We start from the raw sequence: 26,704 nt of genomic DNA on the forward strand, positions 1-26,704 counted from the left end.
GATGTCGCTAGGCGCAACGTCGGCAAGCCGATCGAGGTGACGGCCTCAGACCGCGGCGGCACATACGCCCTGGATGCCAGGCGCAACGTCGGCAAGCCGATCGAGGTGACGGCTTGGTCAGACGGCCGCCAGGACGGCGGCCTCCACGCGTTCGCGCTCAGCAGCCTCGGCCCAGGCGCCGACCAGGTAGAACGCGTCCACCACGTCGCTGCCCAGGGTGGAGATGCGGGCCGCGCGCACCTCGGCGCCGGCCTCGTCGAGCGCACTGGCGACTCGGAAGAGCAGGCCCGCGGAGTCAGCCGCGCGCAGCTCCAGGACGACCGCGTCGGTGGCCGCCGCGCGATGCCAGACCACCCGGGGAGCCGCGCCACCGCGGGCCGACATCGCCCGGGCCCGCAGCCGCTGAGTCACCGACACGTCCCCGGCGGCGACCCGGCGCAGGTCGGCGGCGAGCGCCACCGGATCCGCCGGGGAGCCGTAGCGCGGCTGGGTGCGGAACTCGACGATCGCCCGGCCGTCCACCGTGCTGGCGTCGGCCCCGATCACGTCGAGGCGGTGCATGGCCAGGCACGCGGCCACCGAGCCGAGCAGGCCCCGGCGGTCGGCCGCGGCCACCGCGACCACATCGCCGTCCAGGTGTACGGCGGGCAGCTCACCCACGAGCAGCTCCGCGTCCGGCTCGGGCGGCCCGGGCAGCGCCCCCGTGTCCAGCGCGGTGTGCACCCGGCGGACCAGCTCGGCGATCAGCCGGCCCTTCCAGTCCGACCAGGCGGCCGGTCCGGTGGCGTGCGAGTCGGCCCGGGCCAGGGCGTGCAGCAGGTCCAGAGTGGCCGGGTCGCCGACCGCCTCCGCGACGGTGGTGATGGTGACCGGGTCGCTGAGATCCCGGCGGGTGGCGGCGTCGGGCAGCAGCAGGTGCAGCCGGACCAGCTTCTCCACCGTGGCGACGTCCGCCGGCGGCAGCCCGATCCGGGTGGCGATCTCGGCGGCGATCGGGGCCCCGACGACACTGTGGTCGCCCGGCCGGCCCTTGCCGACGTCGTGCAGGAAGGCACCGATCAGCAGCAGGTCGGGGCGGTCCACCTCGCGGGTGTAGGCGGTGGCCTCGTACGCCGCCTGGACCAGGTGCCGGTCCAGGGTGAAGCGGTGGATCGGGTGGTGCTGCGGGAGGCTGCGCAGCCGGGCCCACTCCGGCAGCCAGGCGTCGATCAGGCCGTACCGGTCGCAGGCCTCCCAGGTCGGCAGCAACCCCGGGCCGGAACCGAGCAGCGAGACCAGCGCGGCGCGGGCCGCGGGCGGCCACGGCGTCGGCAGCGGCGGGCAGAAGGCGGCGAGCCATTCGCAGGTCGCCCGGGCGATGGGCAGCCGCACGGTCGCGGCCGCGGCGGCGACCCGCAACGACAGGCTGGGATCGGGCACCGGGCCGATCGCCGTACGGGCGAGCACGAGCTCGCCGTCCTGCTCCACCACGTCCCGAGCCACCGGGCGGCGTGCGGTCGCACCGGCCGGGGCGCCCCGGCGGCGGCCGTTGCGCAGCCGATCGGCGGCGCGCCAGGCGTCGTCCAGGGCGTGCGCGATGGTCCGGGCGTCGCCGGCCACCCGGCGCAGCAGGGCGTCCCCGTCGTCGACCTCGAGCAGTTCGGCGACCGCGGCCCGTTCCTGGGCGACCAACCGGTCCACCCGGCGGCCGACGGCGAGGTGCAGGGCGTCGCGGGTGTCGAGCAGCCGCAGGTTGGCGGCGCGGACGGCGGGCCGCATGGTGTCGGCGACACCGGCCCGGCCGATGCCGCGCAGGATGGTCAGGTCACGCAGGCCGCCGGCGGCTTCCTTGAGGTCACCTTCGAGCAGGAAGGCCAGCTCACCGTGGGTCGCCCAGCGGCCGGCGGTGAGCTCTCTGAGCTGCGGCAGCAGGCGTACGGCGGTGCGCCGCCACTGGTCCGAGGTGGCGGCGATCAGCTCGGCGGAGAGGGCGGCATCACCGGCGATGTGCCGGGCGTCCAGCAGGCCGAGCGAGACTTTGACGTCGTCGTGGGCGACGGAGAGCGCCTCGGGCAGGGTGCGCACGGAGTGGTCCAGGCCCAGCCGCGCGTCCCAGATCGGATACCAGAGGGCCGAGGCGATCCGGTCGATGCCGGCCGTCCCGTTGTGCAGCAGCACCAGGTCGAGGTCGCTGTACGGGGCGCAGTCCCGGCGGCCCAGACCACCCACGGCGACCAGGCTGACGCCGGGCAGGTGGGCCGGGAACATCGAGACCAGCCACGCATCGAGCGCCGCGGCCCGGTCGGCCCGGGCGGCGGCGCCGATGTGTTCACGAAGGGTGTCCGGCGAGCCGCCGGACGGCACCTGAGGTGGCGCCGACGGCTCGCTGGACACGGAGGACATGGAGTTGTCGATGATCAGAGCGCGTCGAGGCCGCGCTCGCCGGTGCGGACCCGGACGACGTCCTCGACGGACGTCACCCAGACCTTGCCGTCACCGATCTTGCCGGTCCGGGCCGAGGTGACCACCGCGTCGACGACCTTCTCCACGTCGATCTCGTCGGTCAGCACCTCAACCTTGATCTTGGGCAGGAACTCCACCGTGTACTCGGCACCCCGGTACACCTCGGTGTGGCCCTTCTGCCGTCCGTACCCCTGTACCTCGCTCACGGTCAGACCCGCCACGCCGAGCGCGTGCAGAGCCTCCTTCACCGCGTCGAGCTGGTACGGCTTGATGACCGCGGTCACCAGCTTCATGCTCAGTCCCTCCATCGCAGCCATGGGGTGAAATTAACCGGCAACCTTTTCGCTGACGGAAGGCTTCCCGTCAGTGTTACCCGCCGCCGGCGTGATCCCGGCCATCGCGAAGGCGCCGCCCGAGCCCGTGGTGGGCGAGAAGTCGTACGCGCTCTCCGCGTGCTCGCCGACGTCGATACCGGAGACCTCGGTGTCGCTGTCGACCCGGAGCAGCTTGACCGCCTTGAGGATCAGGGCGATCACGACCGCGATCACGAGCGAGTAGACCGTGACGGCGAGGCTGCCGACGAACTGGCGCCACAGCTGGTCGACGCCGCCGCCGTAGAACAGGCTCTCGCGGGCAGCCACGGCGTTGACCTGGCTGGTGGCGAAGAAGCCGATGCCCAGCGAACCGATCCAGCCACCGACGAAGTGCACGCCGACCACGTCGAGCGAGTCGTCGTAGCCGAGCTTGTACTTCAGGCCGACCGCCAGGGCGCAGACGGCACCGGCGATGATGCCGAGCACGGCGGCGGGCAGCGGGGCGATGAAGCCACAGGCGGGGGTGATGGCGACCAGGCCGGCCACCGCGCCGGAGGAGGCACCGACCAGCGTCGGCTTGCCGTCGCGGAGCCACTCCACGACGATCCAGCCCAGCAGGGCGGCCGCCGTGGCGACCTGGGTGTTGACGAAGGCGACCGCGGTGACGCTGTCGACGGTCAGCTCCGAGCCGGCGTTGAAGCCGAACCAGCCGAACCAGAGCAGGCCGGCGCCGAGCGCGACGAACGGCACGTTGTGCGGCTTCATGACCTCGCGGGGCCAGCCGACGCGCTTGCCGAGGACCAGGATCAGGCCGAGCGCCGCGGCGCCGGCGTTGATGTGCACCGCGGTGCCACCGGCGAAGTCGAGGGCGCCGAGGTTGACGCCGATCCAACCGCCGCCCCAGACCCAGTGCGCGACCGGGACGTAGACCAGGGTGAACCAGCCGAGGGCGAACAGCACCCAGCCGCCGAACTTGAGGCGGTCCGAGACCGCGCCGCTGATCAGGGCGACGGTGATGACGGCGAACATCATCTGGAAGACCATGAAGGCGTAGGTCGGGATGCCGGTGCCGGCCCCCGCGACCATCCACTCCTCGCCGATCCAGCTGGTGCCGGTGCCGAAGTACTGGCTGAAGCTGCCGATGACGTGGTTGGTGCCGGAACTGTCGTTGGTGCCGAAAGCGAGGGTGAAGCCGTAAAGGACCCACAGGACGGAGATGAGCCCGATGCTCGAGAAGCTCATCATCATCATGTTCAGGGCGCCCTTGGACCGGTTGAGGCCACCGTAGAACAGCGCCAGGCCCGGAGTCATAAGCAGAACGAGCGCAGACGACAGGAGCAACCAGGCGGTATTGCCGGTGTTGATCTCCACGCTGCCTCCTCTCGGATAAAGGTGTCCTCCCACACGGCCCAGAGAGCAGCGTCGCCCTGCTGGCCGGTTCGGGCGGAAGCCTTTCGCTCCGCTGTTTCGCGCACGGTGTACGCGCGGTTTCCGACGAGTGACGGCTTGTTTCGTACGTGTGAAGAAACTCTCACAGCCCAGGGTCAGCGGAGGGCGTACTCCAGGGTGTGCCGCTCGTAGTCGAGCAGCCGGAGATCACGCATCGGGCGGCGCAGGTGGCCCTTGTGCACGATCCGGACGAACGCCGGATCACCGGCGGCGGCCATCCGGCGGATGCCCTCCACGTGGTCCACGATCCGCTTGCGGATGGTGCGGACCAGCCGGTGCCGGTCGCGGGGGATCAACCCGTACGCGTCCGCGAACAACCGCAGCCGGCGCGGCCTGTTCGGCCTCTTCCAGCCCAGCGTGTAGGAGTCCCGGTCGCTGAACAGCGGCACCCAGGTCCAGGCCGCGTAGGCGACGTCGTAGATCCGGGCGCCGGGCGAGGCCAGATCGAAGTCGATCAGGGCCAGCGTGCCGTCCGGGCGCCAGACCACGTTGTGCGGGGCGGCGTCGTGGTGGCAGATCACCTCGGTGTCCGGCGGCGGCGGGCCGAACGAGCGCCAGACCGCCCCGGGCGGGGGCTGGAAGCCGTACTGCGCGTCGTGGAACATGCGCAGCATCGTGGCCACCGTGACCAGCGCTTCCTCGGTCGTCCAGTGCGGGGCCAGCGGATACTCGCCGCACTCGCCGTCGAGATACGACAGGACCTCACGGCCGCGGTCGTCCATCCCCAGGGCGTGCGGCGAGCCGGTGAAGCCCACCCGCTGCAGATGGTTGAGCAGCGAGTGCACAGCCGGGGTCCACGGTCCGGCGTTGCGGCGGACCGTGTCGCCCACCTTCGACACCGTGCTGACGTTGCCGCCGTGGAGCGGGATCTCGCGAAGGTCGCGTTCCTGCGTCACCCACGACCTCCCCTAGAAGTGCCCCGCGGTACGGGCCTGCCGCCCCCGAGACTACGCGTCGGTGCCAAGCAGGGCCTCGACGAAGGCAGCGGGCTCGAACGGCGCCAGATCGTCCGGGCCCTCGCCCAGACCGACCAGCTTGACGGGAATTCCCAGCTTGTTCTGCACGGCGATGACGATGCCGCCCTTGGCCGTGCCGTCCAGCTTGGTGAGCACCACGCCCGTGACGTCCACCACGTCGGTGAAGACCCGGGCCTGCTCGAGACCGTTCTGCCCGGTGGTGGCGTCCAGGATGAGCAGCGTCTCGTCGACCGGCCCGTGCTTCTCCACGACCCGCTTGACCTTGCCCAGCTCGTCCATCAGGCCGACCTTGTTCTGCAGGCGGCCGGCGGTGTCGATGAGCACCGTGTCGACACCGGTGTCGATGCCGCGCTTGACCGCGTCGAACGCCACGCTGGCCGGGTCGCCGCCCTCGGGGCCGCGGACGGTCTCGGCGCCGACCCGCTCACCCCAGGTGGCGAGCTGCTCGGCGGCCGCGGCCCGGAAGGTGTCGGCCGCGCCGAGCACCACCGTGCGGCCGTCGGCGATCAGCACCCGGGCCACCTTGCCGCAGGTGGTGGTCTTGCCGGCGCCGTTGACCCCGACGACCAGCACGACCGCCGGCCGGCCGTCGTGCGGGGCGGTGCGCAGACTGCGGTCCATGCCCGGCTCCAGGGCGGCCGTGAGCTCCTCGGCGAGCTGCTCGCGTACCTCGGCGACGGTCCGGGTGCCCAGCACCCGGACCCGCTCCCGCAGCCGCTCGACCAGCGCCTGGGTGGCCTCGACGCCGACGTCGGCGGAGATCAGGCTGTCCTCGATCTCCTCCCAGGCGTCCTCGTCGAGGTGATCGCGGGAGAGCACGCTGAGCAGGCCCTTGCCGAAGACGTTCTGCGACCGGCTGAGCCGGGCCCGCAGCCGCACCAGGCGGCCGGCGGTCGGCTCCGGCTTCTCGATCGTCGGTGCCTGCACCAGCGGCGGCAGCTCGTCCGGCAGCGGCGGGAGCGTCGGCTCCTCCACCGGCGCTGTCGGAGGGCGCTCGAGCGTGGTGGTGGCGGGGCCACCGGTCGGCGGCAACTCGCGCCTGCGGCGCCGGGGCACGACCAGACCGATGGCCCCGACCACCAGCACCGCCAGCAGGATGAGGGAGGCGACCACGTATTCCATTCCGAAATCCTGACAGATGTCCCCGGGGCCCGTGGCGCCACCCGTCCGTGTCCCCCGCCACGCCCTGTGACCTCCCGCTGTCCGAACGCACGCTGGCGGAAGCCGGGACCACTCGGGGAGGATGGCAGCATGTCGCGCCACCCGGTGAACCGTTGACCGCCCATCTGCTGATCGGGCCCGTGCTGCGCCGCGTGGTGGGCGACCGGGCGACGATCTGGGTCGAGACCACCGCCCCGGCCGAGGTGCGCGTCGAGGTCGCGACCGGCGGCGCCGGCACCGCGCCGACCTTCTCCTGCTACGGCCACCACTACGCGATCGTGATCGTGGAAGGGCTGGTCCCGGGCACCGCCGGCGAATATCAGGTGTGGCTGGACGACCGGCAGGTGTGGCCGCAGCCGGAGTCGCCGTATCCGCCGAGTGTGATCGTCACCCGCGAGGCCGAGGACGCGGGTCAGCCGGTCAGCATGATCTTCGGCTCCTGCCGCGAGGCGACACCGCACGCCACCGGGCGCAAGCTGCCGCCGGACGCGCTGGACGCGTACGCCCGGCGGTTGATGACCGACCCCCGCTCGCCGGAGCTGCGCGCCGACCTGATCGTGCTGCTCGGCGACCAGGTCTACGCCGACAAGACCTCGGCCAAGGTGCGCCGCTTCCTGCGCCGGCGCCGCTCGGCCGGCCATCACGGCCCGGCCGACGAAGTGGTCTCCTTCGACGAGTACACGAAGCTCTACCTGGAGTCCTGGCGTGACCCGGAGGTGCGCTGGCTGCTGGCCACCGTGCCGTGCGTGATGATCTTCGACGACCACGAGATCATCGACGACTGGAACACCTCGGCGTCCTGGCGCGCCGACATGTCGTCGCAGCAGTGGTGGTCCGAGCGGATCGCCAGCGGGCTGGCCTCGTACTGGGTCTACCAGCACCTGGGCAACCTGAGCCCGGACGAGCTGCGCGCCGACCCGCTGCTGGCCAAGATCACCTCGGTCGAGGACGCGACGTCGTTGCTGCACGACTTCGGCATCTCGGTCGACAAGCCCTCCTCGGCGGAGAACACCGACCGGCCGTACCAGTGGAGCTTCGCCCTGGACGTGGGCCGGACCCGGCTGATCATGCTGGACAACCGCTGCAACCGGGTGCTCACCCCGGGCCGGCGGGAGATGCTGCCCGCGGCCGAGTGGGGCTGGTTCGTCGACCAGGCCCACGGCGACTACGACCACCTGGTGGTCGGCTCGTCCCTGCCGTGGCTGATGCCCCCGGCGATCCACCACCTGGAAGCCTGGAACGAACGGCTCGCGGACTCGTCCGGAGCGCGGCGCGCGGCCCTGGCCGAGCGCGTCCGCCGGGCCTTCGACCTGGAGCACTGGGCGGCGTTCACCCGCTCGTTCGACGCGCTGACCGAGCTGTTCCGCCGCCTCGGCGAAGGCGGCCCGGAAGCCCCGGGCCACCGGGTCGGAGCCGGCGGCGCGTACGCGGCACCGGCCTCGATCAGCGTGCTGTCCGGCGACGTGCACCACTCGTACGTCGCCCGCGCCGACCTCGGACCGGCCGTGGCGACACCTGTGCACCAGCTGACGTGCTCCCCGATCCACAACCAGGTGCCGACGGTCATGCGGCCGTTGATGCGGTTCAGCTGGTCACGGCTGGCCGCGAAGGGCGTCCGCGGGGTGGCCCGCAGCGCCGGGGTACGCCGCCCGTCGGTGCGCTGGCGGCGGCTGGCCGGGCCGTACTTCGGCAACGCGGTGAGCACACTGCGGCACTCCGGCGCCCGGGCCGACGTACGGGTCGAGGGGACGAGCAGGGACGGCGACCTGTTCACGGTGGCGGATGTCCACCTGCACGGTCCAGGATGACCTTGTGACTTCCTGGACCGCGCCCGCGGCGCACCGCGTCAAAGAACCCTTCACCGGCGACGAGCGGGCCATGCTCGAGGGCTGGCTCGACCTGCACCGGCAGACCCTGCTCACCAAGTGCGCCGGGCTGACCGCCGAGCAGCTCAAGCTGCGCTCGGTCGAGCCGTCGAAGCTGTCGCTGCTGGGCCTGCTCCGCCACCTGGCCGAGGTCGAACGCGGCTGGTTCCGGATCAACGCGGCCGGCCAGCGGGTCTCGTACATCTACTGCTCGGACACCAACGAGGACGGCGACTTCGACGACGTGGACGAGGCTGACGCGGCGGCCGACCATGCCACGTTCCTCGCCGAGATCGAGGCGGCCAAGGCGGCGGTCGCCGAGCTGCCGCTGGAGCACGAGTTCTCGACCGAGTGGCGGCCGCTGGTGAGCCTCCGCTGGGTCTACCTGCACATGATCGAGGAGTACGCCCGCCACAACGGCCACGCGGACCTGCTCCGCGAACGCATCGACGGCGTCACCGGCGACTGAGCCGGCTCAGTCGCCCTTGGGCAGGGCGGCGGCGCCCTGGTCCTGCAGGGAGAAGGTCGTCTGCATCTGGCTGTCGTCGGCCTTCTCGGCGACCAGCCCGGCCGCGCCCAGCGGGTGCCATTGCAGAAAGGCGTCCCGGTTGCGCACGGCGTAGGTGGTGCGGCCCTCGTCGTCCTGGCCGGCCGGCTCGAAGGTGAAGTGCTGCTTCGGCTCGCCGGCGTCGCACGCCGCGGTGACGACGGTGAGCGGGCCGGACCCGCTGCCCCGCACCTGCAGGCAGAAGGGCTCGCGCCCGGCTCGGAGGGTGCCCGTCTTGATCAGGCGTTCCTTCGCGCCGCGGCTCTTGGGCACCGGCACGAAGAGCGCCCGGTCGGCGTAGTCGTCGGTCACCTGGAGCCGGCCGGCGGCGGTCACGGCCAGCACCGAGTCCGGCAGTTCGTTGTCGTCGAGCCGGGGCAGGAAGAAGACCTGCCGCTTGCCGTCCAGCGCGCCGGCCGGTGGGGGTGCGCTGCCGATGCGCGCGCTGGCGCTCGGCTGAGCGGAAGGAGCGGTGCTGGCCGGGGCCGGCGCCGCCGGGGTGCCGCCGTCCGCGGAGCAGCCCGGCAGAGCGAGCACGAGAACCGCCCCTAGCAGCGTCTTACGCATCGACATCCTCTCAGCCGCGGCCAGCCTACGTCGCCGCGAGAAGATCAGCCGGGCGCGGGCAGAGCGAGCGCCTTGCGCAGGTAAGGGAGGTCCTGCGGCCCGGTCCAGCGCAGCGCAGGCATCTTGGCCGCGCGAGCGCCGCGTACCGCCCGGTCGTCGTCGTCAACGAACAGCACCCACGGCGGTTCGACGTTCAGGGCCGCACAGGCCTGGGTGAAGAACTCCGGCGCCGGCTTGTGCACCTTCAGCTCCCACGAGCTGACCACCGTGTCGAACTCCCCGGCCAGGCCGAGCCCGGCCAGGTCACCCCGGAGCAGGTCGGTGGCGTTCGTCGCCAGTCCCACCGGGCGTCCGGCCGCGCGCACCGAGCGGACGAAGTCGAGCACTTCCTGGTCGATCGTGCCCCGGTGCTCCTGCCACCGCGCGACCGCCGCCTTGGCGTCCGCCTCCGGCAACGGCAGGCGCATCGCCACGAGGCGCATCCACTCGGCGTCCGTGATCTCGCCGGCCACCGCGGGACGCAGCAGTTCCCAGCTCATCGCCGTCTCGATCAGGGTGCCCGGCGCCAGCCCGTACGACTCCTCCACCGCCGCCGGCACCGCGGGGTCCCAGCGGCGCAGTACGCCGTCCAGGTCGATGAGCATGGCCTGGGCGGGTTGGCGGAGCATAAGGGGTCAATCCTCCGGTTCTCGGTTCAGCCGCTGGCTGATGACCTGGGTGACGCCGGCACGCATCGTGACGCCGTAGAGGGCGTCGGCGACCTCCATCGTGCGCTTCTGGTGCGTGATGATCAGCAGCTGGCTCTTCTCCCGCAGCTGCTGGAAGAGCGTAATCAACCGGCCCAGGTTGACGTCGTCGAGGGCCGCCTCGACCTCGTCCATGATGTAGAAGGGGCTGGGTCGGGCCCGGAAGATCGCGCACAGCATGGCGACCGCGGTCAGCGAGCGCTCGCCGCCCGACAGCAGCGACAGCCGCTTGATCTTCTTGCCCGGCGGGCGGGCCTCGACCTCGACGCCGGTCGTCAGCATGTCCTCGGGATCGGTCAGCACCAGCCGGCCCTCACCGCCCGGGAAGAGCACCTGGAACACGGCCTGGAACTCGCGCGCGGTGTCCTCGAACGCCGACGTGAAGACCTCGAGGATCCGGTCGTCGACGTCCTTGACCACGGTGAGCAGGTCCTTGCGGGTGGCCTTCAGGTCTTCGAGCTGGTCGGAGAGGAACTTGAAGCGTTCCTCCAGCGCGGCGAACTCCTCCAGGGCCAGCGGGTTGACCTTGCCCAGCAGGGCCAGGTCGCGTTCGGCCTTGTTGGCCCGCTTCTCCTGGGTCGGCCGGTGGAACGGCACCGGCTCGGGGAGCTCCTTGCCGTCCTTCTCCGCCTGCGCGGCCTCGGCCTGGGTGGGCGGGACGAGCTGGTCGGGGCCGTACTCGGCGACCAGGGTGTCGACGTCGAGGGAGAAGTCCTCGGCCGCCTTGGCTTCGAGCTGTTCGATGCGCAGCCGCTGCTCGGCCCGGGCCACCTCGTCGCGGTGCACCTCGTTGGTGAGCCGTTCCAGCTCGGCGACCAGGCGCTTGGCGCTGGCGCGTACCTCCTGCAGCTCGGCTTCGCGGGCGGTGCGCGCGCGGGCCAGCTCGTCACGCGCCTCCACCGCGGTGGCCAGCGAGACCGCGACCCGCGACATCGCGGCAGCCGCGCCCAGGGCGACGGCCTTGGCGATCTCCGCGCCGCGGGCCCGGGCGGCCCGGCGGGCGGCCGCGCGCTCGCGCGCCTGGCGTTCCTGCGTGGCCTGGCGCAGCAGGGAGTCGGCCCGGCCGGCGATCGAGGAGACGCGCTCCTCGGCGGTCCGGACGGCCAGCCGGACCTCCATCTCGTTCTGCCGGGCCTGCGGCACCAGCGCCGAGAGGGTGTCGCGTTCCTCGGTGGACGGTTCCTCGTCGATCGGGGTGGCCTCGGCGAGCCGCAGCCGCTCCTCCAGCTCGGCCAGCCCGGCCAGGTCGCGGTCGCGGTTGGCCTCGGCCTTCTGCCGGGAGGCGCCCAGGCGCTCCGACTCGGCCTTGGCGGAACGGGCGGCGGCACCGAGCTCGGCGAGGCGGCGGGCGGCGGCGTTGCGTTCGCCCTCCGCGGCGCGCTTGGCGGCGGCCGCGACGGCCACGGCCTCCTTGAGCTCCGCGACCTCGGCGCGGGCATCGGTGAGCTGACCCTTCAGGACGCCGATGGACTCCTCGGCGGTCTCCCGCCTGGCCCGGGCCTCGTCGACGGCGGCCTGGACCTCGATGTAGCTGGTGGCCTTGCCGGAACCACCGGCGGCCGCGTGCGCTCCCAGCACGTCGCCGTCGGGGGTGACCGCGCGCAGCTCGGCGTTCTGCGCGACCAGGCGGGTCGCGGCAGCCAGATCGGGGACCAGCACGACGTCGCGCAGCGCCTTGTTCAGCGCCGGGCGGATGGTGTCCGGGCAGTCGATGACGTCGGGCGCCCACACGGCACCCTCCGGCAGGGCCGGGCGCAGGCTGTCGAGCGAGCCCTGCATGCCCGGCGCGGCCGGGGCGGCGACCACGAGCGCGGCCCGGCCGGCATCCGCGATCTTCAGGGTGCGCATGGCCTCGACGGCCTCGTCGATGCCGGTCAGCGCGACCGCGTCGGCCAGCATGCCCAGGGCCGCGGCCAGCGCGGCCTCGTGACCCGGCCGGACGGTGAGCATCGAGGCCAGGCTGCCGAGCAGGCCGGGGATCTGATCGGCCTTGCCGAGCAGCGCGCCGGCACCGTCCTTGCGGCGCAGGCCGAGGGCGAGCGCCTCCTCCCGGGCCTTCCAGCTGGCGGCGTCCTTCTCGGCCGCCCGCTCGGCGTCGGAGAGCTCCTTGACGACCGCGGCCGCGCGGTCGTGCGCGGCGACGGCCTCGGCGTGCCGTTCGTCGAGCTCGGCGTTGTCGCGATCGGCCTCGGTGGACTCCGCGGACACCGCGTCGACCTCGGCCTGGGCGGCCTCGGCCCGCGTGAGCGCGTCGTTGTGGGCGACCGCGAGCCGCTCGATCTCCTCGGCGGCACTTCCGGTACGGGCCCGGGCCGCGTTCACGTTGCCGGTGAGCTTGGCCAGTCCCTCGCGGCGGTCGGCGATCGCCTTCGCGGCGGCCCGCAGCGCACCCTCGGCCTGCAGCAGTTGCCGTTCCAGCTCCTGGCGGTGCTCGACCGCCTCGGCCAGGCGCATCTGGTCCTCGGTGAGGGCCTCGCGCAGCTCCTCCTCCTGCTCGCGGACCCGTTCCGCCTCGGCCTCGAGCTGATCCGGGTCGCGGCCCGTACGCTCGTCGTCCGGCGCCGCGGCGAGGTGCCGCAGCCGCTCGGAGGCCAGCTGCTCGGTGGAGCGGAAGCGTTCCTGCAGGGCGGACAGCTTGTACCAGGTGTCCTGGGCGGCGGCGAGCAGTGGCGCGTCCTCGGCGTGCGCGGCCTCCAGGTCGGCGAGCCAGCGCTGGACCTCGCGGTTCTCCTCCTCGACCTGCTGGCGGCGCTCGCGCATCGCCGACTCGTCGGCGATCTCCTTGTCCAGCGTGGTGCGCAGGGTGTGCAGGTCGTCGGCGAGCAGCCGTAGCCGGGCGTCACGCAGGTCGGCCTGGATGCCGGCCGCGCGGCGGGCCACCTCGGCCTGCTTGCCCAGCGGCTTGAGCTGGCGGCGCAGCTCGGCGGTGAGGTCGTTGAGCCGGTTGAGGTTGGTCTGCATCGCGTCGAGCTTGCGGATCGCCTTCTCTTTGCGCTTGCGATGCTTGAGGACGCCGGCCGCCTCCTCGATGAAGGAGCGGCGGTCCTCGGGCTTGGCGTGCAGCATCGCGTCGAGCCGGCCCTGGCCGACGATGATGTGCATCTCACGGCCGATGCCGGAGTCGCTGAGCAGCTCCTGGATGTCGAGCAGGCGGCAGGAGCTGCCGTTGATCTCGTACTCACTCTCGCCGGAGCGGAACATCCGGCGGGTGATGGAGACCTCGGTGTAGTCGATGGGCAGGGCGCCGTCGCCGTTGTCGATGGTCAGAGTCACCTCGGCGCGGCCGAGCGGGGCCCGCCCGGCGGTGCCGGCGAAGATGACATCCTCCATCTTGCCGCCGCGCAGCGCCTTGGCGCCCTGCTCACCCAGGACCCACGCGATGGCGTCGACGACGTTGGACTTGCCGGAGCCGTTGGGGCCCACCACACAGGTGATGCCCGGCTCCAGCCGCAGCGTCGTAGCGGAGGCGAAGGACTTGAAACCCTTCACCGTCAGGCTCTTGAGGTGCACGGATCTCCGGGGGTCGGCGGTGGTCTGCTGGTCAGCAGGTTACCCGCAGGCGCACGCCATGTCCGTGCACGCCGCGCGTCCCGGATCGTGCCGGTCTCGACCCGAGCCGACACGTTTGTCGGAATTGGCGCTACGGGCGCGGCGCAGAAGGAGCAAAAAGATGCGCGCCGCCACTTGGTGCTGTGGAGGCGCGCTTTGCGGGGTGCGTCACGTGGTGCGAGGGGATATGGGCGCCGGGTCACGGCGCCCGGTGAAGCTCAGGTCAGCGCCGGCTCGGTCAGCCGCAGAAGATCGTCTGCCTCCGCGGCGGCGGCCGCGAGACGATCGTTCTCCGCCCGAAGGCGGGTGATCTCGAACTCCAGAGCCTGCACCCTGGAACGCAGTCGGGTGACCTCGTCGAGCAGGCGCCGGTCGGGCGCCGCACCTACGTGGCCGTAGAGGGCCTTCGCCATTTCGTCTCCTTGTAAAGCGCTGCCGGAAAGGCCGGCCAAACGCGCGCCCAGTGGTACCGCACACCTTCATGCCCACGGACACGCGTGAGCACAAACTCCTGCACCCGGGGACGTGCTGTGGATGCAGATTTTCCATGTCCAGGACTCGACTGGACACAGATGGGCGCGACTGGCGACACCTCCATGGTGCGCTGATACCCACAGTCCGTCAAGCCGTGTGAACCGCGTGGCACCCGCCTGACCAGTGAATCACGCCACCCCGCGGGCCTTATCCAGGACTTATTTCTTTCTTAGCCGGTTTGCCCGGGCCGCGTGGGGCTGCTTACCGTCACCCGGGTCGAAACCTCTCGATCCCTCGAGGACCACGGAGGCACGACGTGCAGGGGCCAGCCGACCAGAGACCGACCGGGCGACACCGCGACCGGCAGGCGATGCCGTCGCCCGTGACCTTCGGCCTCTCCGTGACCGCCCTGCTCGCCGTGGTCGGTGCCGGCGCCGCACTGCTGCCCTCGAGCTTCACCGGCTCGGGCACCGCGGCCGAGCATCCCGAAGCTGCCGTCGCCGCCCTGGTGCCGGGTGCCGGTGGCGGGGCACCCGGCACCGGGGTGGCACGGCCGCCGGCCCCGCCGTCGTCGCCGGCGGCGACCCCGTCCACCGCGGCACCCAAGCCGAGCCGGACGGCCACGAAGAAGCCGGCCACCAAGAAGCCGGTGGTCAAGAAGACGCCGACCCGCAGGCCGACCACCAGCGCCCCGAAGGTCGGTGCCGGGCTGGCCGCTCAGGAGTCCGAGGTCATCCGGCTGGTCAACGTCGAGCGGGACCGGGCCGGCTGCGGCTCGGTAGAACTCAACACCAAGCTGCGGGCGGCCATCCGGTTGCACGTCCAGGAGCTCGGCACCCACGGTGACCTGTACATCAGCCACGTGAGCGACGACGGCCGGGACTTCGTCACCCGGGCCAAGGCGCAGGGCTACAACGACCCCGGCGGCGAGAACGTGGCCCGGGGCCAGCGCGACGCCGCCGACGTCATGACGAGCTGGATGAACAGCGACGGGCACCGGGCCAACATCCTGAACTGCGACTTCAAGGCGCTCGGGGTGGGTGCGGTCAAGGGCGTGGACGGCACAACCGTATGGGGCCAGCTTTTCGGACGTTCCTGAGCAAATAACTCCGAAAAACAGACAAATAGTGCGACCGACTGTCGCCTAGGTGACACGCTCCCGTTACTTTTCGCCGCTGCGTCGTTGCAGCCATCGTGATAACACCCCCGTCGCGCCCGTGGTGCTGACCGCATGCGCATCTGTCTGCTCACCGGGGGCGGCTACCCGTTCCGCCGGGACGCCCTCGGCGGCTGGTGCCGCACGCTCGTCGACGGCCTCGGCCGGTACACCTTCGACCTGCTGACCGTCACCGACCGTGAACCACCCGGCGGGCCGGCGTACCCGCTGCCCCGCCACGTCGCGTCCGCCCGGGCCGTGCCGCTGAGCCGCGAGATCCGGCGGCGCGCGGTCAGCGACGACAACGCCACCGCCGCGGCCGTCCTGCTGTGCCGGGGACTGCTCAGTGAGGCCGAGCCCAAGGCGGCCGACGACCTGTTCGCCAAGGGGCTGCTCGGGCTCTCGGTGCTGACCGAGTCGGCCGACCACCCGCTGAACTCGGTGCCGCTGACCGACGTGCTGCTCGACGCGTGGCGCGCGGGGCGGACGTCGGCGAGTGAGGACCGGCTGCCGCGGCTCACCCTGCGTGACGCCCGGACCGCCGCCACGCTGCTGCGTCACGCGGCGCGGGCGTTGTCCGTACCGGTGCCCGCCGTTGACCTGGTGCACTGCGTGGGCGGCACGACGCCGCTGCTGGCCGCCCTGGCCGGGCGCTGGCGGACCGGGATGCCCCTGCTCTTGACCGAGGCGCGGGCCCCGGTGGCCCGGCCGCGGGCCGGCGAGGAGCGGCTCTCCCCCGCGGTGCGCACGGTGCTGCGCCGGTTCCGCCGGTCGGTCGCCCGCACCGGGTACGCCGAAGCCGGCCTCATCGCCCCGTTGAGCGCCTACCACCACTCGTGGGCGCTCGGGCACGGTGCCGAACCCAGCCGGCTCGTCCCGGTGCCCGCCGGGGTGGACCCGGTCGACTTCCCGTCCGCGCCCGAGGCGAGGACCCAGCCGGCCATCGTCTGGGCCGGTAACGGCGGCCCGGACAGCGGTCTGCACGGACTGCTGGAGGCGTTCGCGATCGTGGCGACCGCCGTGCCCGGGACCGTCCTGCACCTCGTCGGGGTCACCGCCGCGCACGAGGACCACTGCGCCGAGCAGGTCGAACGCACCGGGCTGGGGCGGGCGATCCGGCTCCACCCGCTGCCCGCCGACCCCCGCGACCGGTACGCCACCGGCCATCTCGTCGTCCACGTCCCGGGACCGGCCGACCCGCCGTACCGGTTGATCGAGGCCATGATGTCCGGCCGGGCCGTGATCGGAATCGACGTGGGCCCGGTCGCCGAGACCCTCGGCGACGCGGGCACGCTCGTCGCCGAGAACGATCCGGCGGCCCTGGCCGACGCCTGCATCAGCCTGCTGCGGGCCCCGGCCCGGCGCCGGGCGCTGGGTGACGCCGCCCGCCGCCGGGCGCTCGCCTGCTTCACCGCCGACCGGGTGGTCCGCGTCTACGGCGCCCTCTACACCGATCTGGCCGGACCGCCGCCGGCCCCCTCCTACGAACTCGCGCTGGCCGTGCCCGCCCCGCGCGAAGCCCGGCCGGCCACCGTGCGCTGGCTCGCCGAGGCCGGTGAGGACCGGTGACCGGCCTGGCGCTGGGACCCGGCGTACGGCGGGCGCCGGCCCTGGGCGTCACGCTGCTGCTGCGCTGCGCCCTCTACCTCGGACCGCTCAGCGTCGCGATCGCCGCGGCCGGCCTCCTCGGCAGCCTGCCCTGGCCGGTGCCGGCCGGCACGCTGGTGCTCGGCTGGAGCGTCACGCAGATCCTCACCGGCACGGGCGCGGTCGTCGCCCGGCGCGGTGGGCCGGGCGCCGGGGCGCGGTTCGTCGGGCTCGGCTTCCTGACGGCCGCCGCGCTGTGGTGCGCGTTCGTGCTGCTCGCACCGGCCTCCGTGGCCGGCGCCGCGCCCGGCCGGGCGATCGCCGTCGGCATCTGCGGGCTCGGCAGCCTGGCCTCGGTCACCGCGGCGCTGGTGAGCCGCAACGAGGCGGCGGTCGTGCGGTGGAGCCTGCCGTGCTGGCTGCTCGCCGCGGTCGCCGTCGCCGGGGCGATCGGTGACACCTGGGCCGCCCGGGTGCCGGTCACGCTGCTGCTGCCGATCGCCGTCGCCGCCGCTGCCCTGCGTGCATTCCGGCCCGCGTTCCGGCGTACGGCCACGCTCGTGCTGCGGGGCGACGACCTGCGCGGTGCGGTCGGGCGGGCGGTGCTCGGGGCGGGTCAGGCGGCCTCGGCCGTGCTGCTCTGGCGGGCCGGGCCACCGGCGGCGACGTCGCCGGCCGTGCTGCCGCTGCTGGCCGCCGGGCCCGTCCTGGAGGCGCTGATCGGCTGGCACCGGCGACAGGTCGAGAGCAGCCTCGACGTGGCCGAGAGCGACGAGGAGCACCGCGAGCACGTCGGTGGCGTGACCGTGGTGACCGTCGCCGCACTGCTGCCGCCGCTGGCCGCCGGGCTCGCTCTCGCGCTGGCCGCGTACCGGTTGCCGGGCGGGGTGGTGGGCGCGCGGGAGGGAGTGCTCGCGGTGGCCGGCGGGATCCTGCTCAGCGGCGTACTGGCCATCACCCTGCTGCTCGCCGCGAGGGGCCGGACCTTCGTCGCCGCCCTGCTCGCCGTCGCGCCGCCGCTCGCGGCGGTCGCGGCCCCGCTGGTCCCGGCGCTGCCGCCGGACCCGCTCCGCACCGTCGTCGCCATCCTGGCGGCGACCCACCTCGTCGGACTGCTGACCGTCGCACACACCGCCGCAGACCCCCGGAGGACGTCGTGAAGACCCTTTTCCCCCCGTACGCCCAGCCCTCGCCCGACCTGGCGCCCGACCAGGACACCTGGGTCGTGCAGGAACGGCCCGGCGCCCGCCGCTCGGCGCACCGGATCCTCGGCCGCATCGACCTGGACTGGGGCGGGCGCTCGCTGGCCGACGTGCTCGCCGACGTGGACGAGTGGCGCGCGGACGGCGCGGAAGGGCTCTTCCTGGACCGGGCGCCGGCCGGCTCGGGCGGCGTCGGGCCGGTGGCGCTGACCGTACGGCTCGCCGCCCGGCGCGGGCTGCACCGGATCGTGCTCAACCCGGGCGTGCCCACCCACCCGCTCTACCGCGACCTGGGCGTCCGGATCTGCACCTTCGACGGGCCCTGGTCGGCCTACCAGGGGTGGGCCGGCGACGGGGTGCGGCCCGGCGACGGTCACCTGGTGCACGGGGTGCCGACGCCACTGCTGACCGCCGCCCGCCGGCTGATGGGCCGCCGTGGCGCCGGCTTCGGGCTGGCCACCGACACCAGCCCCTACGTCAGCGCAGCGGCAGGCGGGGGCGCGGCTGGCAACGCGGACAGCTGTAGGACGAGCGGTTCATGAACTGCTCGCGGCGCATGATCGAGCCGCACCGGTGGCAGGGCTGTCCCTCCCGCCCGTACGCGTTCAGCGACCGGTCGAAGTAGCCGCTCTCCCCGTTGACGTTGACGTACAGCGCGTCGAAGGTGGTGCCGCCCGCGACGATCGCCTCGCTGAGCACGTCGCGGACGTGGGCGAGCAACCGGCGTACGGCGGGGCGGGTGAGCGCGTCGGTGGGGCGGGCACCGTGCAGCTGGGCCCGCCACAGCGCCTCGTCGGCGTAGATGTTGCCGACGCCGGAGATCAGCGTCTGGTCCAGCAGGGCCCGCTTGATCTCGGTGTGCTTGCCGCGCAGCCGCGCCACGAACAGCTCGTCGTCGAACAGCGGGTCCAGCGGGTCGCGGGCGATGTGCGCGATCTCGTCGGGCAGCTCGGCGCCGCCCTCGGAGACCGACAGGCCGCCGAACGTGCGCTGGTCGACGAAGCGCAGCTGCGGGCCGTCGTCGGCGAAGGTGACCCGGACCCGCAGGTGCACCTCGTCCTGCGCCCCGGCCGGCTGCATCAGCAGCTGCCCGCTCATGCCGAGGTGCGCGATGATCGCGTCGCCGGAGTCCAGCGGGAGCCACAGGTATTTACCGCGCCGGGCGACGTCGGTGACGGTCCGCCCCTTGAGGACGGCGGCGAAGTGCACGTCGCCGGGCACGTGGCGGCGGATCGCCCGGGGATGGCGCACCTCGACGGTGTCGATGCGCCGGCCGGTCACCCACTTGGCCAGTCCCTGGCGGACGGTCTCGACCTCGGGAAGCTCAGGCACGGGAGTCCTTCGGGGGTGGGGTCAGATCGTGTACGGCCAGACGGCGACCAGGTAGGCGCCGTACCAGAGGCCGAACGCCGCCCAGGCGGCGATCGCGAGGACCGCGACCCGGGGGCGGGCGCGGGCGGCGGCGACGACCGAAGGCAGCAACGTCAAGAGTACGGGCAGCAGCAGGCGCGGCTTGGAGTGGTAGAAACCCGCCTGCCCGTAGGCCAGCACCATCGCGACGAGCCCGTAGACGGCCAGCGGCAGCCACGGCCGGCCGGCCAGCGCGACCCCGGCCGCGGCCAGGGCGGCGAGCAGGATCAGGGCGACGCTCATCGGCACCCAGCCCTCGCCGACGGTCAGCGTGCTGCCCAGGAAGTCGATCGTGCTGGCCCCGAAGTCGAACGACGTGCCCCAGCCCGCGGTCTGGATCTTGAACCAGGCGTCGAGGTCACCGACCCGCCACGCGACCCAGCCGAGATAGGCGGGCACCCCGGCGAGGGCCACGGCGGCCGCGGCCAGCGGTGGCCACTTGCGGCCGGGATCACGGCGCACCGCGATGACAGCGGCGACGGCCAGGGCCACCGCGGCGGCCGCGCCGGTCGGCCGGGTCAGGGCGGCGGCGAGGCCTAGCAGGCCGGCGGCCCACCAGACCCGGCGGTGCGCGGCGACGAACATGCCGGCCACCAGGGCCAGGAACAAACTCTCCGAATACGCCATCGACAGCACCACCGACATGGGGGCGCTGCAGCAGATGGCGACCAGGGCCCAGCCGGCCCGGCGGCCGTAGAGCGAGGTGCCGAGCAGGTGCAGAGCGACCGCCGCGCCGACCGAGGCGAGCCAGCTCACCGTGAGCGCCGCGGTGCCGGAGTCGAGGCCGAGCCCGGACAGCAACCGGATCAGCATCGGGTAGAGCGGGAAGAACGCCAGCTCGTTGCCCTGCAGCGCGCCGTCGGCGCCGTACGTGTAGCCGCTCGGATAGCCCTCGGCGACCCGCTGGAACCAGCCGCCGTCCCAGATCAGCAGGTTGGTGCGCAGCCCGGCCGGCTCCGCGGTGGCGTGATCCAGCACGACCAGGAACAGCAGCTGCACCAGCCGGGTCAGGGCCAGGATGCCGACCGCGATCCCGGCGCCATGCCACCGGCCGGCCTTCTCCCAGAGCCGCTCCGCGACGCCGGCCACCTCCGGGCCGGGCTCCCGCACCGTCACGCTCACCGCTAGGAGGCCTCGGGCAGCTCGGTGGGCCCGCTGCTCCCCGCGCCGGCCTTCTCCGCTGTCTCGGACAGCCCGGTGTGGCCGCTGCCCGCCGCATCGGGCTTTTCCGCTGCCTCGGACAGCTCGGTGTGGCCGCCGCCGGCCACCGCGGGCTTTTCCGCTGCCTCGGACAGCTCGGTGTGGCCGCCGCCGGCCACCGCGGGTGGCGGGGTCTGCGCCTCGGTCCGCTCGGTCAGGGTGCGCCAGGCGGCCGCGGCGGCGCGCTGCTCGGCCTGCTTCTTGCTGCGCCCGTCCGAGCCGCCGTAACGCTCGCCGGCCACCACCACCCAGGCCGTGAACGTCTTCGCGTGGTCCGGGCCGGCGTCGTCGATCACGTAGTCCGGCACGCCCAGGCCCAGCGCCGCGGTCAGCTCCTGCAGGCTGGTCTTCCAGTCCAGCGCCGCGCCGCGCCCGGCCGACTCGGCCATCAGCGGGTCGAACAGCCGGTGGATCACGTCGCCGGCCACGCTCAGGCCGTGCTCCAGGTAGATCGCGCCGAGCAGCGCCTCCAGCGTGTCGGCCAGGATGCTGGCCTTGTCGCGGCCACCGGTGGTCTCCTCACCCTTGCCGAGCAGCAGGTGCGGGCCCAGACCCAGCGGGCCGAGGGTACGGGCCACGTCGGCCAGCGCGTGCATGTTGACCACGCTGGCGCGCAGCTTGGCCAGCTGACCCTCGGGCAGGTCCGGGTGGTTGTGGAAGAGCGCCGAGGTGATCACCACCCCCAGCACCGAGTCGCCGAGGAACTCCAGGCGCTCGTTGGTCGGCAGACCGCCGTTCTCGTACGCGTACGAGCGGTGGGTCAGCGCGCGTTCGAGCAGGCCCGGTTCGATGGGGATGCCGAACGCCTCCTCCAGTGGCTCGGTGGAGGGCCGCCGGCGCTTGTCGTTACTGCTCATGAACCACCTCTGGAGTCTTCGTGCGCCGCGGGGCTCGGATGCCCCGCCGGGAACTGGATCAGGTCGGCGATGACCGGCACCGCGGCCCGCCGGTGCAGGTCGGCGGCGAGGGCGATGCCCGCGGCGATGTCGTCGGCGCTCGCGGCGCCGTGACAGACGACGACTGTGCCGCCGACGCCGAGCAGGATGGCCGCCCGGGGCGGTACGTCGTCGGTGCCGGGGGGCCGGATCAGCGCGTACGCCGTCTCGAGACCCTTGAGCAGCACGTTGCCGGTGAAGCCGTCGGTCACCACCACGTCGGCGGCGGTCCCGGTCACCACGTCGTTGCCCTCGACCAGCCCGGTGTAGTGGCCGCCGGCGGGCAGATCGAGCCCGGCCAGCACGGCGGGGGCGGCCCGGCGCAGACGATCGCCCTTGCCACGCTCGGTGCCGATGGTGAGCAGGCCGACGCGGGGGGCGGCGACGCCGTGTACGACGGCGGCGTACGCGGCGCCGAGCCGGGCGTGCATGGCGAGAGTTTGTTCGTCCGGGTCGACGGAGGAACCCACGTCGAGCAGGACCAATCGGCCGGCGACCGTGGGCAGCACGGCGGCCAGGGCGGGACGGCGCACGCCGGGCCAGCGGCCGAGACCGAGGGCGGCGGAGGTGACGGTGGCGCCGGTGTTGCCGGCGGAGACGACCGCGTCGGCGTGACCTTGGGCGACGGCCAGTACGGCGGTGCGGACGCCGGATTCGACCCGGCTGAGTGCCTGGTCGGGGGCGGCGGCACGACTGATCGCCCGGTCCGGCCTGATGGTCGGGGCGGGGACGCGGTCGGAAGCGGCCGGCGGCGGGTCTTCGCGGTCATGGCCGGCGCTGCCGCCGGCAGCTTCCTGCCCGGCGGGATGACGGGTACTGCGGCCGGTGGTTTCGTGGTCGGCTGGGCCGGCCGGGGCGGTGATGCTGCTCACGCGGTCGCGGTCGGCCGGGTCCAGGGCACGCCGAAGAGCGTCGGCAGCCTCAGGGGGGCCGACGAGAAGCAGCTGGAGGGACGGATCGGCCTGGCAGGCGCGCAGAGCGCCGTCAACCACGACGGCGGGAGCATGGTCCCCGCCGAGGAGGTCGACGGCGATCCGCGCGGTGCCCGGCTCCGGTGCAGTCGTGGCCGGGATGACCCGGCCGGACTGTCCCGGAGCCTGAGCACCGGACGTTCGCCGCTCAGGTGCGACCCGCCCGGAAGTCGGGCTGGTCACTCCGTGGTGCTCAGACCTCGAGGACCTGACGGCCGTTGTAGGTGCCGCAGACCCCGCACGCAGTGTGCGGCAGGTGCGGCGACTTGCACTGGGGGCACGCCACGGTCTGGACCGCGGTCGCTTTCCAGTTCGCCCGGCGGGACCGGGTGTTGCTGCGCGACATCTTGCGCTTGGGGACGGCCACGGTACCTACTCCTCGATCAGATCTTCGGGGTCTTGCTCAGTTCAGAATCTTCAGTTCTTCGGGTCTTGCGGTGACGCCACCGTCGGCAGGTCGCGCAAGGCGGCCCAGCGGGGATCGACCTCGTCATGGCTGTGGTCAGCCGGGACGTCGTCGAGATGCACCCCGCACTCCGGGCACAACCCCGGGCAGTCCGGCCGGCAGACCGGATTGGTCGGCAGCGTGAGCACCACCGCGTCCCGTACCGCCGGCTCCAGGTCGAGCAGGTCGCCGTGCATCCGGCCCACCTCGCCCTCGTCCGTCGTCTCCTCCGTGGTGCTGTCCGCGTAGGCGTACAGCTCCGCGATGTGGACGTCGAACGGCTCCGAGATGTCGTTGAGGCAGCGACCGCACTCGCCGGAGAGCGAGCCGCGGACGTTGCCGCTGACGTAGACGCCCTCGGAGACCGACGTCATGCTCAGATCGAGCTCGAGGTCGGAACCCGTGGGCACCGAGATCAGTTCCACACCGAGGTCCGGCGGTGCCGGCACCACCCGTTTCAGGGCGCGCGTCGCCCCAGGCTGGCGCGGGAGCTTCGTCGTGTCGACGACCAGCGGCTGCCTGGGATCGAGGTGGTTCTGCGTGTGCTTGGGCATCATGATTCCTCAGCCTGTGGGTAGGCCGACAGGAAAGGTTACCTGAGCAGCGGGCCCAGCGTCGAATCGGGTCGGCGGGCCCGGGCCGGCTCAGAACGGCAGCGGCCGCTCGTTCTCCTCACCCTGGAAGGTGCCGATCTCGCGGAGCGCGTGCATCTTGTCGCGGCCCCGCTCTATCGACGACAACGCCCTGGTCAGGAACTGTTCGAAGTTGGCCAGCGCGGTGTCGACGTAGTCGTCGACCTCCTCGCGCAGCCGCTGCGCCTCGGACCGGGCCTCCGCGACGATCCGGGCACCCTCGTGCTCGGCCGACACGGTGATCTCGTTGACCGAGACCAGGCGGGCGTGCTCGGTCTCACCCTCGCCGATGATCCGGTCCGCTTCCCGCTTGCCCGCGTCGATGATCTTGTCGCGTTCCTCGAGCAGCGCCACCGCCCGGCGCAGGTCGCTCGGCAGCTCAGCGCGCAGCTCTTCCAGCAGCGCGATCATCTCGCCGCGGTCGAACATGAAGTTGGTCCGGGACATCGGCACCGAGCGTGCCGCCTCCACCATGGAGATGATCTCGTCGATGCGGTCGAGCGGATCCACCGGCGCCTCACTCCTGTCATCTCACACTCACGCTGAGTGGGTGCGATCACGTTACTGCCGTACCCGATGATGCATCCGCGAAGGGCACGCCGTCAGTTTTGCCGCAGTCTGGTCACGAGCCGCTCGCCGACGAAGTCCGGGACGTAGGACGAGGCGTCCCCACCCCACTTGACCACGTCCTTGACCAGACTGGAGGACAGGAACGAGTACAGCGGATTGGTCGGCATGAACAACGTCTCCACGCCGGAGAGACCTATGTTCATCTGCGCCATCTGCAACTCGTAGTCGAAGTCGCTGACCGCGCGCAGGCCCTTGATGACCACCGCCGCGCCCTGGGCCTTGCAGAAGTCGACCAGCAGACCGTGGAAGGACTCGACCCGCACGTTGTCGTACGCGGCCGTGGCCTGCCGCAGCATGCCGATGCGTTCCTCGACGGCGAACAGCCCGGTCTTCGAGTGGTTGATCAGGACGCCCACGATGACCTCGTCGAAGAGCCGACTGGCCCGTCCGATGATGTCGAGGTGGCCGTTGGTGACCGGATCGAAGGACCCGGGACAGACCGCGCGTCTCATGATCGGCGACCGTACCAAAGAGTGGTCTCGCCGTAGCGCCGGCTGCGCTCCTCGGTGATGCCGTCCACCCAGCTCAACGGCTCACCCCGGACCGCCGTACGGGTGGAGCGCTCGAAGGTCACCACGGCGTCGTCCGCGAGCCAGCCGTGCTCGACCAGCGCCTGCTGCACCTCGGCCACCTCGTCGTCGCTCACCGCGTACGGGGGATCGGCGAAGACGACATCGAACGGACCGCCCTCGGGCGGGCCGGCGAGCACCTGGCCGACCTTGCCGGTGATCAGCCGGGCGGCGCTGCCGACGCGGAGCGTGACGATGTTGTCGCGGATGGCCCGCGACGCCTTGGCGTCGGCTTCGACGAGCAGTGCGTAGGACGCACCCCGGGACAGAGCCTCCAGGCCGACCGCTCCCGAACCGGCGTAAAGGTCGGCGAACCGGGCGCCGGCCAGGTCCGTCATGGTGCCGAGGGCGCTGAAGTAGGCCTCCCGCACCCGATCGGCGGTGGGCCGGGTCTGCGCGCCGACCGGCGCGGCCAGCCGGCGGCCACCGTGTGCACCGGCGATGATCCTGGTCATTCGGCCTCGCGAGGGTCTGCAGATAGCACGATCCGACGCTACGCCACCACCGGTGACCGGCCACTCCGGAGTGAACTTTTACCCATCGGTACCGGTCCCGTGCTCACGTACCGCATCGATGCCACAGCTGACGGCTCAACGAAGATCTCGAATAGATATCAACCCGGTTAGCTGCGCTTTCGGTGTTACTCAGATTCGCCGACTTGGCTATGGTCGGTCGGCCGCCGACGAAACGCTGTCGGCTCGACGATGCGGGGAGGCGTCGTCGCTGGCTCTCGCCGCACCCATTGCCTGGCGATTGCCGCCCTTGCTTTCCCGCGCCGTACCCCTCGATCTCTGTACAGGAGTAGGCGTGAATCTGAAGTCCCCCCTGCGCCGCACCGCGGTTCTGGCCGCCGGCGCGCTCATCGGCCTGAGCGGCGCGTTCGCGCTCGCCGGCCCGGCCAGCGCCCACCACAACATCGTCAAGGGCGAGTCCAGCTGCGACAAGGTCGCCGGCGAGTGGGTCGTGGACTGGAAGGTCCAGGCCGTCGGTAACGCTCCGACCTACAAGTGGACCGAGGTCACGCTCACGCCCGCGGGCACCACGATCGACAACCCCGACCTCAAGGTCAACGGCAAGGACCTGGACAACAACAAGCCGCTGACCGGCAAGCAGCGCGTGCCCGGCAGCGAGAGCAGCTCCTCGCTGACCGTCAAGGCCGAGTGGACCACCGGCAAGGCGTCGGAGACCGGCACGGTCACCTTCGAGGGCAAGTGCGAGAAGACCCCGTCCGAGGAGCCGTCGACCCCCACCGAGGAGCCGTCGACCCCGACCGAGGAGCCCTCGACCCCGCCGGTCATCCCGTCGGACCTGCCGGGCGAGCCCGAGCCGATCTTCGAAGCCGACTGCGACACGATGACGATCGGCCTGGACAACCCGGCCGACGGCATCGAGTTCACCCTGAAGTTCAAGACCAGCAAGGGTGAGACCCGCACGCTGGTGATCAAGCCGGGTGAGAAGAAGACCGAGACCTTCAGCGCCACCAACGGCTTCAAGATCGACCTGACCATCTCGGCCAAGGTCGACGGCAAGGACTTCTCGGAGACCATCCCGGTCGAGTACGAGCAGCCCGAGGACTGTGACAACAGCGGTGGCGGTGGCGGCCTGCCGCTGACCGGTGCCGCCGCGGGCAGCATCGCGGGTGGCGCGGGTGCCCTCCTGGCCGTCGGTGCCGGCCTGTTCTTCATGGCCCGCCGTCGCAAGGTGAAGTTCACCGCCTGATCCACCAGCCAGTGGCTCCACACGAGGGGCGCGTCGACCGTCACGGTCGGCGCGCCCTTTCGCTGTCCACTTGCGACAGAAAGTCCCCATTGATCAACACTTACCGCATTGATGAAGTGCCGCTGAGTAGATCGTTTGTCTCGGCTGGGCCTCAACA

General features: G+C 72.4%; 25 protein-coding genes. 7 read left to right on the forward strand and 18 right to left on the reverse strand.

Annotated features, from left to right (window positions below; all coding sequences use genetic code 11):
* Positions 1-117: 117 nt before the first annotated feature.
* The 5 genes from AB0C12_RS20085 to ftsY form a co-directional block, all read right to left on the reverse strand.
* Positions 118-2,382 (reverse strand): [protein-PII] uridylyltransferase, encoded by a 2,265-nt coding sequence (locus AB0C12_RS20085; RefSeq protein WP_360549960.1) that lies wholly within the window; start codon positions 2,380-2,382, stop codon positions 118-120.
* 14 nt (positions 2,383-2,396) lie between these two features.
* Entirely contained in the window at positions 2,397-2,735 is a 339-nt protein-coding gene (locus AB0C12_RS20090; protein ID WP_199752384.1) for a P-II family nitrogen regulator, read from the reverse strand.
* Between the two features lie 33 nt (positions 2,736-2,768).
* Positions 2,769-4,127 carry an ammonium transporter gene (locus AB0C12_RS20095; protein WP_360549962.1) on the reverse strand — a complete coding sequence of 453 codons (1,359 nt, stop codon included), beginning with the start codon at positions 4,125-4,127 and terminating at the stop codon, positions 2,769-2,771.
* A 173-nt stretch (positions 4,128-4,300) separates the two neighbouring features.
* Positions 4,301-5,101 (reverse strand): aminoglycoside phosphotransferase family protein, encoded by an 801-nt coding sequence (locus tag AB0C12_RS20100; protein ID WP_212992098.1) that lies wholly within the window; start codon positions 5,099-5,101, stop codon positions 4,301-4,303.
* A gap of 51 nt (positions 5,102-5,152) precedes the next feature.
* On the reverse strand, positions 5,153-6,304 hold the full coding sequence (gene ftsY, locus AB0C12_RS20105) for a signal recognition particle-docking protein FtsY (protein WP_360549964.1): 1,152 nt from the start codon (positions 6,302-6,304) through the stop codon (positions 5,153-5,155).
* A 152-nt stretch (positions 6,305-6,456) separates the two neighbouring features.
* On the opposite strand from ftsY, the gene AB0C12_RS20110 reads away from it, so the two are divergent.
* The gene (locus tag AB0C12_RS20110) at positions 6,457-8,151 is read left to right on the forward strand and encodes an alkaline phosphatase D family protein (protein WP_360549966.1); all 1,695 of its coding nucleotides are present in this window, start codon (positions 6,457-6,459) and stop codon (positions 8,149-8,151) included.
* A gap of 70 nt (positions 8,152-8,221) precedes the next feature.
* Positions 8,222-8,677 (forward strand): DinB family protein, encoded by a 456-nt coding sequence (locus tag AB0C12_RS20115; protein ID WP_360550564.1) that lies wholly within the window; start codon positions 8,222-8,224, stop codon positions 8,675-8,677.
* Between the two features lie 6 nt (positions 8,678-8,683).
* Here AB0C12_RS20115 and AB0C12_RS20120 read toward each other — a convergent pair whose 3' ends face one another.
* The 4 genes from AB0C12_RS20120 to AB0C12_RS20135 form a co-directional block, all read right to left on the reverse strand.
* Positions 8,684-9,322, reverse strand: coding sequence for a hypothetical protein (locus AB0C12_RS20120; protein ID WP_360549968.1), 639 nt, complete (start codon positions 9,320-9,322; stop codon positions 8,684-8,686).
* A gap of 44 nt (positions 9,323-9,366) precedes the next feature.
* Positions 9,367-9,990 carry an HAD-IA family hydrolase gene (locus AB0C12_RS20125; RefSeq protein ID WP_360549969.1) on the reverse strand — a complete coding sequence of 208 codons (624 nt, stop codon included), beginning with the start codon at positions 9,988-9,990 and terminating at the stop codon, positions 9,367-9,369.
* Between the two features lie 6 nt (positions 9,991-9,996).
* Positions 9,997-13,578, reverse strand: coding sequence for a chromosome segregation protein SMC (smc, locus tag AB0C12_RS20130; RefSeq protein ID WP_360549971.1), 3,582 nt, complete (start codon positions 13,576-13,578; stop codon positions 9,997-9,999).
* A gap of 257 nt (positions 13,579-13,835) precedes the next feature.
* The gene (locus tag AB0C12_RS20135) at positions 13,836-14,030 is read right to left on the reverse strand and encodes a hypothetical protein (RefSeq protein ID WP_125804837.1); all 195 of its coding nucleotides are present in this window, start codon (positions 14,028-14,030) and stop codon (positions 13,836-13,838) included.
* 431 nt (positions 14,031-14,461) lie between these two features.
* On the opposite strand from AB0C12_RS20135, the gene AB0C12_RS20140 reads away from it, so the two are divergent.
* From AB0C12_RS20140 to AB0C12_RS20155, 4 genes are all read left to right on the forward strand, one after another.
* Positions 14,462-15,190 carry a CAP domain-containing protein gene (locus AB0C12_RS20140; protein ID WP_360549973.1) on the forward strand — a complete coding sequence of 243 codons (729 nt, stop codon included), beginning with the start codon at positions 14,462-14,464 and terminating at the stop codon, positions 15,188-15,190.
* A gap of 132 nt (positions 15,191-15,322) precedes the next feature.
* Positions 15,323-16,816, forward strand: coding sequence for a DUF3492 domain-containing protein (locus AB0C12_RS20145; protein WP_360549975.1), 1,494 nt, complete (start codon positions 15,323-15,325; stop codon positions 16,814-16,816).
* Entirely contained in the window at positions 16,813-17,994 is a 1,182-nt protein-coding gene (locus AB0C12_RS20150) for a hypothetical protein (RefSeq protein ID WP_360549977.1), read from the forward strand. The genes AB0C12_RS20145 and AB0C12_RS20150 overlap by 4 nt, the downstream gene beginning before the upstream one ends.
* A complete protein-coding gene (locus AB0C12_RS20155; protein ID WP_360549979.1) occupies positions 17,991-18,578 on the forward strand; it encodes a Spherulin-4 in 588 nt (195 codons plus the stop codon). Before AB0C12_RS20150 ends, AB0C12_RS20155 begins: the two co-directional genes overlap by 4 nt.
* Here AB0C12_RS20155 and mutM read toward each other — a convergent pair.
* The 9 genes from mutM to rsmD form a co-directional block, all read right to left on the reverse strand.
* Positions 18,514-19,368, reverse strand: a complete 855-nt coding sequence (gene mutM, locus AB0C12_RS20160) for a bifunctional DNA-formamidopyrimidine glycosylase/DNA-(apurinic or apyrimidinic site) lyase (RefSeq protein ID WP_360549981.1) — start codon at positions 19,366-19,368, stop codon at positions 18,514-18,516. The two genes, AB0C12_RS20155 and mutM, sit on opposite strands and share 65 nt — an antisense overlap.
* A 21-nt stretch (positions 19,369-19,389) precedes the next feature.
* Positions 19,390-20,562, reverse strand: coding sequence for a hypothetical protein (locus AB0C12_RS20165; RefSeq protein ID WP_360549983.1), 1,173 nt, complete (start codon positions 20,560-20,562; stop codon positions 19,390-19,392).
* Between the two features lie 8 nt (positions 20,563-20,570).
* Complete coding sequence (gene rnc, locus AB0C12_RS20170) at positions 20,571-21,503, reverse strand: ribonuclease III (RefSeq protein ID WP_360549985.1); 933 nt, start codon at positions 21,501-21,503, stop codon at positions 20,571-20,573.
* Positions 21,500-22,654 carry a phosphate acyltransferase PlsX gene (locus tag AB0C12_RS20175; RefSeq protein ID WP_360550566.1) on the reverse strand — a complete coding sequence of 385 codons (1,155 nt, stop codon included), beginning with the start codon at positions 22,652-22,654 and terminating at the stop codon, positions 21,500-21,502. Before AB0C12_RS20175 ends, rnc begins: the two co-directional genes overlap by 4 nt.
* A 91-nt stretch (positions 22,655-22,745) precedes the next feature.
* Complete coding sequence (gene rpmF, locus AB0C12_RS20180; RefSeq protein ID WP_097318372.1) at positions 22,746-22,919, reverse strand: 50S ribosomal protein L32; 174 nt, start codon at positions 22,917-22,919, stop codon at positions 22,746-22,748.
* A 50-nt stretch (positions 22,920-22,969) separates the two neighbouring features.
* Positions 22,970-23,551: a DUF177 domain-containing protein gene (locus tag AB0C12_RS20185; RefSeq protein WP_360550568.1), complete on the reverse strand. Its 582-nt coding sequence runs from the start codon at positions 23,549-23,551 to the stop codon at positions 22,970-22,972.
* A gap of 90 nt (positions 23,552-23,641) precedes the next feature.
* The gene (locus AB0C12_RS20190; protein WP_212992111.1) at positions 23,642-24,139 is read right to left on the reverse strand and encodes a hypothetical protein; all 498 of its coding nucleotides are present in this window, start codon (positions 24,137-24,139) and stop codon (positions 23,642-23,644) included.
* A gap of 92 nt (positions 24,140-24,231) precedes the next feature.
* Positions 24,232-24,711, reverse strand: coding sequence for a pantetheine-phosphate adenylyltransferase (gene coaD / locus AB0C12_RS20195; protein WP_212992112.1), 480 nt, complete (start codon positions 24,709-24,711; stop codon positions 24,232-24,234).
* A complete protein-coding gene (gene rsmD / locus AB0C12_RS20200) occupies positions 24,708-25,283 on the reverse strand; it encodes a 16S rRNA (guanine(966)-N(2))-methyltransferase RsmD (protein WP_360549988.1) in 576 nt (191 codons plus the stop codon). The genes coaD and rsmD overlap by 4 nt, the downstream gene beginning before the upstream one ends.
* Before the next feature lie 352 nt (positions 25,284-25,635).
* Between rsmD and AB0C12_RS20205 the strand changes: the two genes are divergently transcribed.
* Positions 25,636-26,547 (forward strand): LPXTG cell wall anchor domain-containing protein, encoded by a 912-nt coding sequence (locus AB0C12_RS20205; protein WP_360549990.1) that lies wholly within the window; start codon positions 25,636-25,638, stop codon positions 26,545-26,547.
* The last annotated feature ends 157 nt before the right edge of the window (positions 26,548-26,704 follow it).

Source organism: Actinoplanes sp. NPDC048967 (genome assembly GCF_040649415.1).
GTDB lineage: Bacteria > Actinomycetota > Actinomycetes > Mycobacteriales > Micromonosporaceae > Actinoplanes.

Coding starts and splice junctions, on each gene's coding strand:
- AB0C12_RS20125 (WP_360549969.1), bottom strand. CDS start 9,990: ATGCTCCGCCAACCCGCCCAGGCCATGCTCATCGACCTGGACGGCGTA.
- AB0C12_RS20185 (WP_360550568.1), bottom strand. CDS start 23,551: ATGCCCAAGCACACGCAGAACCACCTCGATCCCAGGCAGCCGCTGGTC.
- coaD (WP_212992112.1), bottom strand. CDS start 24,711: ATGAGACGCGCGGTCTGTCCCGGGTCCTTCGATCCGGTCACCAACGGC.
- rnc (WP_360549985.1), bottom strand. CDS start 21,503: ATGAGCAGTAACGACAAGCGCCGGCGGCCCTCCACCGAGCCACTGGAG.
- AB0C12_RS20120 (WP_360549968.1), bottom strand. CDS start 9,322: ATGCGTAAGACGCTGCTAGGGGCGGTTCTCGTGCTCGCTCTGCCGGGC.
- AB0C12_RS20090 (WP_199752384.1), bottom strand. CDS start 2,735: ATGAAGCTGGTGACCGCGGTCATCAAGCCGTACCAGCTCGACGCGGTG.
- AB0C12_RS20085 (WP_360549960.1), bottom strand. CDS start 2,382: ATGTCCTCCGTGTCCAGCGAGCCGTCGGCGCCACCTCAGGTGCCGTCC.
- AB0C12_RS20145 (WP_360549975.1), top strand. CDS start 15,323: ATGCGCATCTGTCTGCTCACCGGGGGCGGCTACCCGTTCCGCCGGGAC.
- rsmD (WP_360549988.1), bottom strand. CDS start 25,283: ATGACCAGGATCATCGCCGGTGCACACGGTGGCCGCCGGCTGGCCGCG.
- AB0C12_RS20115 (WP_360550564.1), top strand. CDS start 8,222: ATGCTCGAGGGCTGGCTCGACCTGCACCGGCAGACCCTGCTCACCAAG.
- AB0C12_RS20135 (WP_125804837.1), bottom strand. CDS start 14,030: ATGGCGAAGGCCCTCTACGGCCACGTAGGTGCGGCGCCCGACCGGCGC.
- AB0C12_RS20140 (WP_360549973.1), top strand. CDS start 14,462: ATGCCGTCGCCCGTGACCTTCGGCCTCTCCGTGACCGCCCTGCTCGCC.
- ftsY (WP_360549964.1), bottom strand. CDS start 6,304: ATGGAATACGTGGTCGCCTCCCTCATCCTGCTGGCGGTGCTGGTGGTC.